At 49.4% G+C, this 14,562-nt stretch carries 11 protein-coding genes; 5 read left to right on the forward strand and 6 right to left on the reverse strand.

Annotated features, from left to right (window positions below; genetic code table 11):
• Positions 1–29 precede the first annotated feature (29 nt).
• Positions 30–881, reverse strand: a complete 852-nt coding sequence (locus HMPREF0636_RS04395) for a hypothetical protein (RefSeq protein WP_044168758.1) — start codon at positions 879–881, stop codon at positions 30–32.
• 121 nt (positions 882–1,002) lie between these two features.
• Positions 1,003–1,257, reverse strand: a complete 255-nt coding sequence (locus HMPREF0636_RS04400) for a YtxH domain-containing protein (protein ID WP_005469404.1) — start codon at positions 1,255–1,257, stop codon at positions 1,003–1,005.
• Between the two features lie 911 nt (positions 1,258–2,168).
• On the opposite strand from HMPREF0636_RS04400, the gene aspS reads away from it, so the two are divergent.
• From aspS to HMPREF0636_RS04425, 5 genes are all read left to right on the forward strand, one after another.
• The gene (gene aspS / locus HMPREF0636_RS04405; RefSeq protein ID WP_044168759.1) at positions 2,169–3,932 is read left to right on the forward strand and encodes an aspartate--tRNA ligase; all 1,764 of its coding nucleotides are present in this window, start codon (positions 2,169–2,171) and stop codon (positions 3,930–3,932) included.
• 29 nt (positions 3,933–3,961) lie between these two features.
• On the forward strand, positions 3,962–4,510 hold the full coding sequence (locus HMPREF0636_RS04410) for an IS1096 element passenger TnpR family protein (protein WP_005469411.1): 549 nt from the start codon (positions 3,962–3,964) through the stop codon (positions 4,508–4,510).
• Positions 4,491–5,411: a tRNA (adenosine(37)-N6)-dimethylallyltransferase MiaA gene (miaA, locus tag HMPREF0636_RS04415; protein ID WP_044168761.1), complete on the forward strand. Its 921-nt coding sequence runs from the start codon at positions 4,491–4,493 to the stop codon at positions 5,409–5,411. Before HMPREF0636_RS04410 ends, miaA begins: the two co-directional genes overlap by 20 nt.
• Before the next feature lie 842 nt (positions 5,412–6,253).
• A complete protein-coding gene (locus tag HMPREF0636_RS04420) occupies positions 6,254–8,116 on the forward strand; it encodes a 2-oxoacid:acceptor oxidoreductase subunit alpha (RefSeq protein WP_005469415.1) in 1,863 nt (620 codons plus the stop codon).
• 5 nt (positions 8,117–8,121) lie between these two features.
• Positions 8,122–9,159 (forward strand): 2-oxoacid:ferredoxin oxidoreductase subunit beta, encoded by a 1,038-nt coding sequence (locus HMPREF0636_RS04425; protein WP_044168763.1) that lies wholly within the window; start codon positions 8,122–8,124, stop codon positions 9,157–9,159.
• A gap of 148 nt (positions 9,160–9,307) precedes the next feature.
• Here HMPREF0636_RS04425 and HMPREF0636_RS04430 read toward each other — a convergent pair whose 3' ends face one another.
• From HMPREF0636_RS04430 to HMPREF0636_RS04445, 4 genes are all read right to left on the reverse strand, one after another.
• Positions 9,308–10,066: an NERD domain-containing protein gene (locus tag HMPREF0636_RS04430; RefSeq protein WP_052328747.1), complete on the reverse strand. Its 759-nt coding sequence runs from the start codon at positions 10,064–10,066 to the stop codon at positions 9,308–9,310.
• A gap of 191 nt (positions 10,067–10,257) precedes the next feature.
• A complete protein-coding gene (locus HMPREF0636_RS04435) occupies positions 10,258–10,842 on the reverse strand; it encodes a DUF3109 family protein (protein WP_044168764.1) in 585 nt (194 codons plus the stop codon).
• A gap of 11 nt (positions 10,843–10,853) precedes the next feature.
• Positions 10,854–12,122 carry a phospho-N-acetylmuramoyl-pentapeptide-transferase gene (mraY, locus tag HMPREF0636_RS04440; RefSeq protein ID WP_044168766.1) on the reverse strand — a complete coding sequence of 423 codons (1,269 nt, stop codon included), beginning with the start codon at positions 12,120–12,122 and terminating at the stop codon, positions 10,854–10,856.
• A 19-nt stretch (positions 12,123–12,141) separates the two neighbouring features.
• On the reverse strand, positions 12,142–13,617 hold the full coding sequence (locus HMPREF0636_RS04445; protein WP_044168768.1) for a UDP-N-acetylmuramoyl-L-alanyl-D-glutamate--2,6-diaminopimelate ligase: 1,476 nt from the start codon (positions 13,615–13,617) through the stop codon (positions 12,142–12,144).
• Positions 13,618–14,562: the final 945 nt, after the last annotated feature.

The raw sequence follows: 14,562 nt of genomic DNA on the forward strand, positions 1-14,562 counted from the left end.
TATCTAAATATATCGTGTGTATTCCTCGTTTACTTCTTCCGACTCTTCTTACCAAGGAATAGCCCCAAGATCCCATCTTGAACCTTACCTATGGCCAATGCAACCAGGGTTGGGCGAAGAAAATCCCAAGCAATCCGCACGTAGGGGAGGTATTTCTTGTATCCTTCCTCAGATTGATGGGCTCCCCCCCTCCCAGCATGTCCTCTTCGCTGTGCATGCCTGTGCTTAGCTTTTGAGGTTGGATCCTTTGATCCGAGGAATTGTAAGACCTTCCCAATCAATGGTAAATCTGTGATATAGCCAATCGTCTCCTTGCGTAGTTGCTCTGCAATAAGGCTTGGGTAGTAGTTCCGAATATAAATACTATCACGTACTGTCTCACGAGCTGCTCGATCGATATCGATCATTGTCTCGTTCTGTGCATACTGTAGCGTGATATTGGCAGGCTCTCTGTCTGGCTCCTTTGCAAATGTCCTATAAGGCACTCGATTGACGTATGGGAGAGAATCAATCTTATGATTCAGTGCCATTGTTTGTCGGAGTGTCTCACGAGCCACAGAGGAGCGAATACGTCGACTAAGGAGTGGTCTCACGAGGAGGAAAAGCAAGACAAGCACTGCATATCCCCCACCAAGATAAAGGAACCCTAATGCAGGCGAACTCTCACTCCAAGTAGCCAAAGCAAACCCCAGAGCGATATTGAGGAATAGGAAAAGGTGGAAGAGCAGGAAGCCGAGGATACACCAAGTAACGACCGTCGCCAGCGCACGCCCCGAGAAGGCTCCTACCGAGAGGACAGAGTAGTCGATACTCCGGCGAGAGAGCAGGGTAAGATGCTTGATGAAACTTATGGGGGAATGATCCGAGTGGTGTCGTTGCATATCGTTTCCTTGTGTCAGTTAATCAAGGAGCAACCAGGGAGAAGGGTGCATAGCAACCTCGCCACACGGGCAGAGCATCGCTGTGCGCCCCCCACCTTGGTCTCCTCACTCATAGGAGGTCTTATTCGTCAGACGATTCGATCTCCTCGAGTAGGTCATTGGCCTCCTCTGTGAGTTTGTTGCGGTATCTGTTGTAGCGTTCCTTAGCTTCGTAGTACCCTTCGACGATGCTGTCGCGTGCTCGCTCCATTGAGCTGGAGAAGTTATCTGCGAAAGCTTCACGACGGTGACGATCAGAGAAATACGCTGCCGCTGCACCCGCTGCGGCTCCTAGGAGCACGCCGAGTAGGAAGTTTCCCTTCGAACAATTTGCCATGATTACAATACTTGTTTAGTTAGTAATGTGAATAACGTTGTAAAGATAATCCTAATTTCTTATAAGTGTGGATGCTGGGAGGTTTGCTCAGCCTACACATTTACGAAGCTGATTGTAGAGCCTCCTCTTTCTCACCTTCAGCACATCCTCTAGGCACAAGTAAATCTCGAACGAATCTTATCGACCATGACTCTCTCGAAGAGGTGACATCTCTCCCATACTAGCATGCACTACATGAGGACACCACATACAATATCGAATGAAGCGGATTTCTCTGAAGGGACAAGAACACACTATATATAATAATGTACAAAGATGAGTTATGGCAAGTTTATCCCGTTTGTAGTTAAGAATAGGATATTCAAATACACATAATTCCCCCCAATCAACATCTACTTTTTCCGCACCGATAAAAATCAAATAATACACTCAAAATCAACCCATTGTATCATAAACAAAAAGTACCCACTACGAGTTATGGTAACTTGCTTCAGCAAGTTATGGTAACTCGCTCAAACGAGTTATAGTAACTCTCCGCAGAGAGTTATAGTAAGTCGCTACTACGACTTATGGTAACTCGTCACACATCCCCACAAACAACCGAGGTACAAGTAGTTACAATGGCAATCAATCTGACTGAGTAACTGCAACCTTCACTCCCACCTCAAATCCAAAATAATCAACTCATTACCAACACCATACACCATTTAAGATTTCACAACCGGGAGGTAGTCCGTCCTCTGGATGTAATCTTTTCCCCTATTATTGTCCTCATGGACGGAATGTGCATCTCTTTATACTTAGCTTTTCTCCCCATAATCTTTGTATTTTTGTACCATTAAACGTCATTTAGCATAGCGAGGGACAGACTATTCACCTGGTTATTCCTCCACAAAAGAGAAGCAATAGATATGTATCGTACTACTACCTGTGGCGCACTGCGCCTCAGCAACGTCGGGGAGCAGGTGACGCTCGCTGGTTGGGTTCAGAAGGCACGTCGTATGGGGGGGATGACCTTCATCGACCTAAGAGATAGATATGGCATCACACAGCTCGTCTTCAATGAGTCTGTTGTCGGAGAGGCACTTGTCGCCGAGGCCGAGAAGCTCGGACGTGAGTATGTGATCCAGATCGTGGGCATAGTCTCCGAGCGAGAGAACAAGAACCCTAAGCTCCCTACGGGCGATATTGAGATCGCCGTTGCTTCCCTTCGTATCCTCAACCCTTCGGAGGTACCTCCCTTCACGATCGAGGATGATACAGACGGAGGTGATGACCTCAGGATGAAGTATCGATACCTAGACCTACGTCGTAGCTGTGTGAGGTCCAACCTCGAGCTACGTCACCGCTTCGCTCTAGCAGTACGTCGCTACCTCGATGCCGAAGGGTTCCTAGAGGTAGAGACCCCTGTCCTCATCAAGTCCACCCCCGAGGGTGCTCGTGACTTCGTGGTCCCCTCACGTATGAACCCCAACCAGTTCTACGCCCTACCACAGTCCCCGCAGACCTTCAAGCAGCTTCTCATGGTCAGTGGCTTCGACCGCTACTTCCAGATCGTGAAGTGCTTCCGTGATGAAGACCTACGTGCTGACCGCCAGCCTGAGTTCACACAAATCGACTGTGAGATGAGCTTCGTGGAGCAGGAGGATGTACTCTCTATCTTTGAGGGTATGACGCAGTACCTCTTCAAGGAACTGCTCAATCTGGATATCCCCATGCCCTTCCCTCGTATGAGCTGGCATGAGGCAATGAAGCGTTATGGCTCTGATAAGCCCGACACACGCTTCGGCATGGAGTTCGTAGAGGTGAAGGATGTATTACAGGGGCATGGCTTCTCTGTCTTTGACAATGCGGCCTACATTGGAGCAATCGTTGCGCCAGGTGCAGCAAGCTATACCCGCAAGCAGCTGGATGCACTTACGGACTTCGTGAAGCGTCCTCAGGTCGGTGCCTCGGGCATGGTCTATGCTCGTATAGAGGCTGATGGTACGGTCAAGAGCAGTGTCGATAAGTTCTACACCCAGGAGACGCTCCAGAGCCTAGCCACAGAGACTGGTGCCAAGGCTAGCGATCTCATCCTCATCCTCTCGGGTGATGATGCAATGAAGGTGCGTAAGCAGCTCTCAGAGCTCCGACTAGAGATGGGCTCACAGTTGGGCCTACGAGACAAGACGAAGTTCTCCTGCCTCTGGGTGGTAGACTTCCCGCTCTTCGAGTGGGACGAGGAGACACAACGCTTCTATGCGATGCATCATCCCTTCACTTCGCCCAAGCCCGAGGATATTCCCCTACTGGATAGCGATCCAGGTGCAGTACGAGCCAATGCGTATGATATGGTCATCAACGGCGTAGAGGTCGGTGGTGGATCAATCCGTATCCACGACAGCAAGCTCCAGGCACGTATGTTTGACCTGCTTGGCTTTACGCCAGAGAAGGCTCAGGAGCAGTTCGGCTTCCTAATGAATGCCTTCAAGTATGGTGCTCCTCCCCATGGGGGGCTGGCTTACGGTCTTGACCGCTTCGTCTCGCTCTTCGCAGGGCTGGATAGCATCCGAGACTGCATCGCCTTCCCCAAGAATAATGCTGGGCGTGACGTGATGATCGATGCACCTTCACTTATTGATCAAGAGCAGCTCGATGAGCTCCATCTGCGTCTCACCCCTGCTACAAAGTAATTACTCACCCTTAGTATACCGATTTCCGAATGATCTATCGTCTATTAATGCTCTCTGATGAGAACGACTACTTCAAGCGAGAGCTACAGATTGACTCCGAAGCCACGTTCCTCGAGCTGAATGATTTCATCCTCGATGCGGTAGGCTATGCCCATGATGAGCTGACTACCTTCCACATCTGCGACGAAGCTTGGCAGAAGGAACAGGAGGTCACGATGATGGATATGGGGATGGGCTCCGAATACGATAGCTATCTGATGGAGAGTACCCCCCTTGAGGAGCTACTTGATCACAAGGGGCAGCACCTCTTCTTCGTCTTCGATATGCTCTCCGAGCGAGGTTTCTTCATCGAGCTCGTAGAGATGATCCCAGGGAAGAGCCTCGACAAGCCCATCATCACCCATTCAGAGGGCAAGGCTCCTCAGCAACTTGCCTCCATAGATGTGGCCGCCTCTCGCTCTGTCGCTCCAGCCTCGGGAGAGGTGTGGGATGAGGATAGCCTAGAAGAGGACTCCATCGACGAGGGTGATATCGACCTCGAAGGCTTCGATATAGCCGATGCAGAGAGCCTCTACTAGAGACCAGCGTCCTACACTTGTAGTCCTCCTAGGCCCTACGGGCGTAGGGAAGACAGCCCTAGGTGTACAGCTTGCCCGCCAGCTAGGCTGTAGTATCCTCTCAGCAGACTCCCGACAGATTTATCGTGAGCTACCTATAGGCACAGCAGCCCCGACTCCAGAGGAGCGGGCTGCTGTGCCTCATTACTTCGTAGGGACGCACAGCGTCACCGAGAGGTATAGTGCAGCCAGCTACGAGGTCGACGTGTTACATCTGCTAGAGAAACTCTTCTCTGACCACCCTATTCAGCTCCTCTCGGGTGGCTCGATGATGTACGTAGATGCTGTATGCCGAGGTATCGATGAGATACCCGACGTGGATCCTGCTATTCGGGCAGAGGTCTGGCATCGCTATGAGACGGGGGGGCTACCTCCTATCCTCTCCGAACTGGAGCACCTTGACCCCAGATACTATGCCACAGTAGATCACCACAACTACAAGCGTGTCCTACATGGCTACGAGGTCTGCCTCTCCTCGGGGCGACCATTTTCTTCCTTCCATACAGGGCAGGCAAAGTCTCGCCCTTTCGATATCATCAAGATTGGCTTAACCCGAGAGCGTGAGGATCTGTATGCCCGCATCGATGAGCGGGTACTTCAGATGATATCATTGGGGCTGGAGGCTGAGGCTCGAGCAGTGTACCCCTATCGCCACCTGAATGCTCTGAATACGGTGGGATATAAGGAACTATTTGCCTACTTCGATGGCACAATCCCTCTTGACGAAGCTATTCGCCTCATCCAGCGCAATAGCCGTCACTATGCCCGCAAGCAGCTCACCTGGTGGAAACGAGATTCTGAGGTACACTGGTATCATCCCGATGCGCCAAACGATCTACTCAGAGCAATAGGACATCTCTAGTTTTCCCTAAGAGAGCTAGACCCAAACCACCCCTCAAGACAACATTTCTGCTGTAACATATACACCTACTCTACTGGATTTAGAGTGAGTCATAATGTTTCTATGGGAACAATTAGCAGGCTTATTATTAAGAAGTTATAGTCTACTATATATCTCCCCCAGCGGTAAAGGCATAGCCAGAATTGGGACCCATTGTAATAGCCTCTTTATAAGCCTCTTATAGGGAAGAGTGACGAGTTATGGTAAGTCGTCTCAATGACTTACCATAACTCTCTGTAGCGACTCACCACAACTCGTTTGAACGACTTACCATAACTTGTCGAAGCGAGTTACCATAACTCGTAACAGGCACTTTTAGAAAAAAGTACAACGTCTTAAATACGAGTGAATTACACCACATCTAGATGGGATACCCAAAGAGGTCAATCAATATGAACTCACAAGTGAAGCCCAAGGACTATACCTAATCCATACAATTTACTAGCAATCAACCTCAAAAGTCGGAGGATGAAGCATAACAGAAAAGGGCTAGTAGGGCTTATAGCATGTAAGGTCTAGATTAGAATGGTTACAGCCTAGAAACGTTAATTATCATCCCCAAAAGGAATCTATATTCGGAGAGTTTCACCCTGAGATACAGATATAATTATATTTTGAGGCAGGCCAATAGATTAATTTGCTTAGATGTACTTTATTCATTAGCTTTGTGAAGCACATTAGATGCAAACAGAATGTCAGCGTTGAACGAACTCGGTCACTTAACGGTAATCTACATGGATACGGCTCCCTCACGAGAGCTCGGGCTCGTACTGCAAAGACACATACACGATATATAAACAACTATGGACGAACAGAAAGCGGTCAAAACGCTCAAAGACATCGTCATCCGTTTCTCTGGAGACTCGGGTGATGGTATGCAGTTGACGGGGACAATTTTCTCTGATCTTTCCGCCATGACGGGGAACACCATCTCGACCTTCCCTGACTTCCCTGCCGAGATACGAGCACCACAAGGTACACTCAGTGGTGTCTCGGGCTATCAGGTACAGATTGGCTCTCGTGCAGTACGCACCCCTGGGGAACGAGCCGACATCCTTGTGGCTATGAACCCCGCAGCACTGAAGGTCAGTGTGGGCTATCTCAAGAAGGACTCGATCATCATCATTGATACCGATTCCTTCACTGCCAATGACCTCCGTAAGGCAGAGTACATCACCGAGGAGCCGTTTGAGGAACTTGGTCTGAAGACTCAACAAGTCATCCCTGCCCCTATCTCCTCCATTGTCAAGGAAGGGCTGAAGGACTTCGGGCTGGATGCTAAGTCCGCCCTGCGCTGTAAGAACATGTTTGCTCTAGGGCTAATCTGCTGGCTCTGTGATCGTCCATTAGGCCCTGCTGAGCAGTTCCTCGACCGTAAGTTCGGCAAGAAACCTGCCCTGCGTGATGCCAACATAGCCTCACTTAATCATGGCTATGACTTCGGGCACAATACACATGCTTCTGCGAGCATCTTCCGCATTGAGACGCAGAAGCCAATCCCTGGTCGCTATCTCGACATCAATGGGAACAAGGCAACCGCCTACGGTCTAATCGCCGCCTCTGAGCGCGCTGGCCTAGACCTCTTCCTCGGTAGTTATCCCATCACTCCTGCTACGGATATCCTTCATGAGCTCGCTAAGCACAAGGCACTCGGGGTAAAGACCGTGCAGGCAGAGGATGAGATCGCAGGTATCTGTACTGCTATTGGAGCTTCCTTTGCTGGGGACTTGGCAGTCACAACAACCTCTGGCCCAGGGCTGGCACTAAAGGGTGAAGCTACTGGCCTAGCTGTGATGGCAGAGATTCCACTAGTGATCATCGACGTACAGCGAGGAGGTCCTTCAACTGGTCTACCTACCAAGAGCGAGCAAACCGACCTCATGCAGGCGCTCTATGGACGTAATGGCGAGGCTCCCATGCCAGTCGTAGCTGCTACGACCCCCGACACCTGCTTCCTCTATGCCTATTGGGCTGCGAAGATCGCAGTAGAGCACATGACTCCTGTCATCCTACTCACCGATTCCTTCATCGCCAACGGCTCCTCAGCATGGCGTATACCTGATCTAAATAGTCTCCCTACTATTGAACCTAACTACGTCTCCAAGCTTCCCGAAGGAGTAACAGCTGAGAACTGGAAGCCCTTCTTCCGCGATCAAGAGACCAAGGTCCGCTATTGGGCTGTCCCTGGTACTCCAGGCTTCGAGCATCGTCTCGGTGGTCTAGAGAAGAATTATACGACCAGCGCTATCAGTACAGATGCTGATAATCATGCTCTCATGGTCAAGACACGTCAGGAGAAGGTAGACTATATCGCTAACTGTATACCCCAGCTCGAGGTAGAAGGGGATCAGGATGCAGAGCTCCTCGTAGTAGGCTGGGGCGGTACATACGGACACCTCTACGAAGCTACGCACAAGGTACGCGAGCGTGGATATAAGATTGCACACCTGCACTTCAGCTTCATCAATCCGCTCCCACTCAACACAGAGGAGCTACTACGTCGCTATAAAAAGGTCGTTGTAGCCGAGCAAAACAGCGGTCAGTTCGCACGCTACCTACGGGGCATTATTCCCGACTTTGCACCTCATCAACACAATGAGGTGACAGGGCAACCCTTTGTCCTCTCGCAGCTAGTCGAAGATTTCATTAAACTTATCGAGGAGTAACAGCAATGGATACACAAGAAAGTGGCGTTAAGCTAGACGCCAAGAGCTTTAAGAGTGACCAATACGTACGCTGGTGCCCAGGCTGTGGAGACCATGGGGTGCTTGCTACCCTGCAGAAGGCTATGGCTGACCTCGGCATCCCAACAGAGAGGACAGCTGTCATCTCTGGGATTGGCTGTTCATCACGTCTACCCTATTATGTGAATGCCTATGGCTTCCACACCATCCATGGTCGTGCAGCTGCTATTGCCACTGGACTAAAAACGGCACGCCCTGACCTTTGTGTCTGGATTGCCACAGGGGACGGTGATAGCCTCGCCATTGGTGGTAACCACTTCATCCATGCCATAAGGCGTAATGTGGATCTGAACTTCATTCTTTTCAATAACCGTATCTATGGGCTAACAAAAGGACAATACTCCCCGACTTCCGCCCGAGGCTTTGTCTCTAAGAGTTCGCCCTACGGCACGGTGGAGGATCCGTTCATCCCAGCAGAACTTTGCTTCGGTGCACGCGGACGATTCTTCGCACGCTCGCTGGACATCGACATGAAGCTCCTTGGGCAATGTATGCTCGAGAGCGCCCGTCACAAGGGAGCCTCTGTAGTAGAAGTACTAGTGAACTGTGTAATCTTCAACGATGGTACCCACAAGGGCGTCTCGCAACGTGAAGTGCGTGACGATCGTTCGATCACCCTACGCCACGGCGAGAAGATGGTCTTTGGCAAGGAGAAGAACAAGGGAATTGTCCTCGATGGCCTACGTCTAAAGGCTGTGACCATTGGTGAGGATGGGTACACGCTGGACGATGTCTTGACACACGATGCGCACGAAGTAGATCCCACACTGCACACGATGCTTGCGATGATGGGGACAACGGGAGATGAGATGCCTGTTGCCTTCGGGGTAATTCGTGATGTAGCGGACATCAGCTACGACGAAGCGGTCGCGCAACAGATTGAAGAAGTAAAGGCGCAGAAGCCTGGTATCCGTTCGCTCGAGGATATCCTGATGAAGGATCCTTATTGGGAAGTCAAGGAATAAGACGCCCCACCATTATTCCTCATAAAAAAACGCAAGGAGCGTGACACTCAAGTCGGGTGTCACGCTCCTTGCATTTATCGAATATATAAGCGATAACAAGAAGAATAGAGATAGACAAGTTGTCCCAAAAAGAAAAAGAGAGCGAAAATCAGCTATCCCTAAGTGAGAGCGTGAAACGACAACGCGGGAAACTGCTACAACCCAGGAATGAGCCATACGCTCCGTAGCGTACGATCAGTCTTCCCCCACACCTCGGACAAACGTGGCTTTCAATCAGTCTCTGTCGCTCTTGTATCCTCTGCTGGACACTCAAGATATGCCGCTTCTCCATGTTTGTATCTCGGACACAGCTAGAGAGGAGAAGAGCCGTGAATGACTCTACCTCTTCATCCGTTAGCCGTTCTACCGAATGACTCAAGACGAAGTCCTGCAACTGGCTCAAGTACACAACCCCATCGTTCTGCTCTCCTTTTAGCTCTGCCTTATCCATGAATACCACAACCTGAATGAACATATCCAGAGGTACCCCCAACAGCTCTTGTAACGCCCTTGTATGGACATAGTTCTGCCTGATTGGATTTTGGAGTGAGTATCTTACCCCGTATATATTTTGTGTCCAGTACTCACCGTGCTTTGTGCCATAGATCCAGCCCTTGTAATTCTTTGTTTCGATAACAAAGATGCCGTAAGGAGATACGATTACATGGTCTATCTGGGTAGAGTGGGTTCCATTCTGAAGGTATATATTGTTAAACAGATAGTAGTTACTAGGAAGGGTTGATAGAATTGAGGAAACACACTTTTCTCCAATCTGCCCTTTGTACTTCGCTGACCTCCATCTGACGAGACACAAATATAGGAGGAGAAGAATAACAACGAGCAGTGGTGTAAACTCCTTTATGTACATAATAATGTTATTAGCGGTAGAGATATACTTTCCTTCACCCAAATACAATCAGAAAACCTGGTATAGCCTTCCTCCCCTTGTGGGTGTTGTTAAATCCCGTATTCCCACAGTTTATTCTCAATCCTTCTTTTCTGCATACCAGTCGTTCTCCTAGCTCTTAGTTTTTAGCTCCCTACTTCGAGGAGACTCCCTCAAGTTTCAAGTTGTTCTTCTTGTAGCAGGCGAGCGACGTCCTCAAGCTGGGCGTACCATTCTTCACCGAAGGCCCGAGTAAGCGGACCCTCTAGGAATTTGTAGACGGGGAGCTGTAGCTGTTTTCCTCGTTTTAGGGCGCACTTGCAAATGGACCACTTGTGGTAATTGACGGCCGTAAAGTCCTTGTAGCGTGTCAAACGGATCGGATAAAGCTGGCAACTAATCGGCTTGATGAAGTCACTCTTCCCTTCATAATAGATCATTTCGTAGGCACACCTACAGTTCCCATGCTCATCATAAGTGGTGAAGACGCAGTCTTTCCCATGCACGATCGAGGTCACTTCGTCTCCATCCTCGTCGAAGTAGCTCACGCCTTGCTCAGCAATAATGGCTTTGGCCTGAGGAGAAAGCAAATGTTCGACGAGGGGAAGGTACTTGCGCAGCTGGTCTGCCTCACCTGGATCAAGGGGCGCACCACTATCTCCCTCTACGCAGCAAGCACCTTTGCACGCAGCATAGTCACAAGCGAAGAGGACATCAAAAATATCCTGGCTGACGATCTTATCTCCTATCTGGATCATCCCGTCGAAGCCTAGCGGATTTTAAGCGTAACAATGGTCAGGACGGCTAGGATAATTCCAACCAGCCAGAAGCGCATCGTGAGCTTAGCTTCAGGTATCTTGTCTACGGGCTTTTTTAATAGACTATTGGCAGCAGTCCCACCAGGCAGCTGGAAGTGATGGTGCAGGGGAGCCATCTTGAAAACACGCACTCCTGTGCCTGTACGCATTCGTGTGAACTTGTAATAGAAACGCTGGATGAACGAGGAGGTAAATTCGGCAATGAAAATGCCACAGAGGATTGGCAGGAGTAGCTCCTTGCGGATAAGGATGGCAAAGACCCCGATGATTCCACCAAGAGCAAGGCTGCCCGTATCACCCATGAAGACCTGCGCAGGATAAGAGTTATACCAGAGGAAACCAATTGTTGCACCGACAAGTGTCGAGGCAAAGATTACCAGTTCTTCTGCTCCAGGGATAAACATCGTATTGAGATAGCCTGCCATATCGTGGTGCGAGGAGACGTAGGCTAAGACGCCAAGCACAACGCCCACAATGGCAGAGGAGCCTGAGGCTAATCCATCGACGCCATCGGTGAGATTTACGCCGTTGGAGAGCAACATGACGACAAACACCGTCATCATGATGAAGATTGTGACACCAACGATTTTCTTCACCGCAGGGTCATCAATTGGTAGGATTTCAGAGTAATCAAGGTTATTATCTTTAACGAAGGGGACAGAGGTCTGAAAGCTCTTCGTGTCCGTCGTCTCAAAACGAATCTCACGAGCATTCCCCTCACGTATGACCTCACTATTGCGCTTGATGACAACCGAAGGGCTGAGGTAAAGAGTCACACCGACAATTAGCCCAAGGAACACCTGTCCAAAGATCTTGTAATGCTCTTTCAGCCCGTTCTTATCCTTCTTGAAAACCTTGATATAGTCATCAGCAAAGCCCAGCAGTCCCATCAAGACAGTAGTCACAATCATAAGGATGATGTAGATATTATCAAGGCGGGCAAACAGCAGCGTCGGAATAAGGATAGCGAGAATAATGATAATTCCACCCATCGTAGGCGTACCTTTTTTTGCCTGTTCACCTTCTAGTCCAAGGTCACGTACGAGTTCGCCGATCTGTTTACGCTGGAGGTACTTGATGAGCTTACTCCCTAAGATTGTACTGATTAAGAGCGCCAGGATAACCGCGAGCCCTACACGAAAAGAGACGTAGGTAAAGAGGCGTGAGAAAGGGAAAACAATCCCTTGGCGTGTGAGAAAGTCAAATAAATGATAAATCATACTCTAACGTTAGGTAGGGTTAAACTTCTTGTGCGAACTGAGCTTTGATTACCTCTCGATCATCAAAGTGATGACGCTCTCCATTGATCTCCTGGTACGTCTCGTGCCCCTTACCTGCAACGAGGATAATATCTCCCCGATCCGCAAGCATAGTCGCAGTACGAATAGCTTCAGCACGATCAGTAATCCTGAGTGTACGACTCTGTTCGCTGGAGGAAAGTCCATCTAGCATCTCCTGAATGATGGTCTCAGGCTTCTCTGTACGAGGGTTATCTGAGGTAAGGATGAGCTTCTCTGAGCGTAAGGCTGCCTCATGCGCCATGATAGGACGCTTCCCCTTATCACGATCTCCTCCACAGCCAACGACACAAATGACCTTAGCATCCTTCCCTTTAATCTCTCTGATTGTATCTAGCACATTGACGAGTGCATCTGGCGTATGGGCATAGTCTACGATGGCGATATATCCTCGATGAGGAGAGATAAAGGTCTGGAAGCGTCCATCCACAGCCTTCAATGTACTGATGTGGCGAAGAGCCTCGTCCTGATCCATGCCAAGGAGCAGGGCACTAGCATAGACTGCTAGGATATTGTAGATATTGAAGTCTCCAATAAGCTGAACAAGCACCTCCTTACCACAGAGCTCAATGGAGGTGCCATAGGGGTAACGCTCTAGGATACGAGCTTTGTAGTCAGCTGGGTTACGCAGAGCATAGCTGTACTTCTTCGCTCGTGTATTCTGTAGCATCACCGGGCCACTTTTCTCATCGAGATTGGTCAGAGCAAAAGCATCCTTGCCGAGACCATCGAAAAAGCTCTTCTTTGCCTTGAGATAGGCCTCAACGGTGCCATGATAATCGAGATGATCTCGGGTCAAGTTCGTGAAAATCCCACCACTGAAATGCACACCTGCCGTACGATGCTGTGCCATCGCATGAGAGCTAACCTCCATGAAAACATGTGTACATCCAGCATCCTTCATCTGGCGGAGGAGTCGCTGTAGCTCAGGAGCAGAAGGTGTGGTATGCGTCGCTGCTTTAGGTTCGTCCTCAATATAGTTGCATACCGTGCTGATGAGTCCGCAGCGATATCCTGCCGAACGAAAGAGGCGATAGAGAAGGGTAGCTATCGTAGTCTTTCCATTCGTACCTGTTACCCCAACAATCGTCAGTCCCTCCGATGGATTTCCTTCCCAACGTGCACTCAGCTCTCCAAGAGCCTTTGCCGTATCTTCGACGACTAGGTACACGACACCCTCCACTTGTTCCTTCGGCAACTCCTCTACAACCACAGCTGACGCTCCAGCTTCAATAGCTTTATGTACAAACAGATGTCCATCAGCATGCACGCCTCGCAGTGCGACGAAGAGAGTCCCAGGTGTAACTCGGCGTGAATCTTCAGTTATCTGCGTTATTTTGATTGCTTCGATTGTACTCGTCTGGCTGGGGGATTGATACCGGATGCCTTGAACGAGATCAAATAATCTGCTTGTCATTTCCTTGAAAATATGTGCAAAGATACCCTTTCGTCGCCTAACGAGGAAAGCCTAGCTTTGTTTTCCCCTCCACCTAAGTCCTCATCACTCTCGCTGATGCGCAAAGTACTCACCATTGCTCCACACGTATAATCGCCGCCTCCCACATATAAAAGGGAGATAGAGCATCATCTTGTGACTGCTCAAGGAGCACCACCAGAACGCACATAACAAATTGATAACAAATATAATAGAGAGTAAGAAAAAGAATGCTCAGCGAGTTGTGGCAACTCGTCACGACAAGTTATGGTAAGTCGTTTCAAAGACTTATGGTAACTCATCGCAACAAGTTACCATAACTCGCCACAGAGACTTATAGTAACTCTTCTCCCCCTATCACCAACCCTTTAAATAAGCTATATTCAGCAACCAAGGGCAATCTCATACAACACCGCACACCCTGCTTCTTGTACCAAACTCTGATTAGAGAACTCTCCCCTACCTCACCTTAACGGAACAATGATTACCCATCTCGGATTACACAGGCTACGTGATCCTCAAGTCTGATGGATTCGTATTCTCATAGGTATTTCATAGCATTTGACTGGTTAGAGACCATTGCACGGTATTTCAAAGGTATATAGGGTTGTGGCTACTTCGTATATCGCTGATATTTAGCGTCTTTATAACCGAAATAGTCGTATAGCTATGCCTACCAAACAAACCGAATCCGCTCCGAGCTTCCTGCAAGTTTATACGCAGGTGCGTCGCGACCGCATGAAGCACTCGTTCCTTCGACAGATCAGCGCTTGCGTTGACTGGCGAGGTATTCACACTACTCAACAAGAAGTATACAAAGACCCAGAACGCCACAGGCAATCCAGCCTATGATGCCTTGATGATGTTCAGATGCGAGCATTGTGGATAGCCCGCATGCTCCCGATGGACGTATCCTCATCGAAGTGG

This window comes from Porphyromonas catoniae ATCC 51270 (genome assembly GCF_000565015.1).
GTDB lineage: Bacteria > Bacteroidota > Bacteroidia > Bacteroidales > Porphyromonadaceae > Porphyromonas > Porphyromonas catoniae.

What these genes read in the sequence shown, in the direction of transcription:
- HMPREF0636_RS04395 (WP_044168758.1), bottom strand. Translation starts at nt 881, where the DNA reads ATGCAACGACACCACTCGGATCATTCCCCCATAAGTTTCATCAAGCAT.
- HMPREF0636_RS04400 (WP_005469404.1), bottom strand. Translation starts at nt 1,257, where the DNA reads ATGGCAAATTGTTCGAAGGGAAACTTCCTACTCGGCGTGCTCCTAGGA.
- aspS (WP_044168759.1), top strand. Translation starts at nt 2,169, where the DNA reads ATGTATCGTACTACTACCTGTGGCGCACTGCGCCTCAGCAACGTCGGG.
- HMPREF0636_RS04410 (WP_005469411.1), top strand. Translation starts at nt 3,962, where the DNA reads ATGATCTATCGTCTATTAATGCTCTCTGATGAGAACGACTACTTCAAG.
- miaA (WP_044168761.1), top strand. Translation starts at nt 4,491, where the DNA reads ATGCAGAGAGCCTCTACTAGAGACCAGCGTCCTACACTTGTAGTCCTC.
- HMPREF0636_RS04420 (WP_005469415.1), top strand. Translation starts at nt 6,254, where the DNA reads ATGGACGAACAGAAAGCGGTCAAAACGCTCAAAGACATCGTCATCCGT.
- HMPREF0636_RS04425 (WP_044168763.1), top strand. Translation starts at nt 8,122, where the DNA reads ATGGATACACAAGAAAGTGGCGTTAAGCTAGACGCCAAGAGCTTTAAG.
- HMPREF0636_RS04430 (WP_052328747.1), bottom strand. Translation starts at nt 10,066, where the DNA reads ATGTACATAAAGGAGTTTACACCACTGCTCGTTGTTATTCTTCTCCTC.
- HMPREF0636_RS04435 (WP_044168764.1), bottom strand. Translation starts at nt 10,842, where the DNA reads ATGATCCAGATAGGAGATAAGATCGTCAGCCAGGATATTTTTGATGTC.
- mraY (WP_044168766.1), bottom strand. Translation starts at nt 12,122, where the DNA reads ATGATTTATCATTTATTTGACTTTCTCACACGCCAAGGGATTGTTTTC.
- HMPREF0636_RS04445 (WP_044168768.1), bottom strand. Translation starts at nt 13,617, where the DNA reads ATGACAAGCAGATTATTTGATCTCGTTCAAGGCATCCGGTATCAATCC.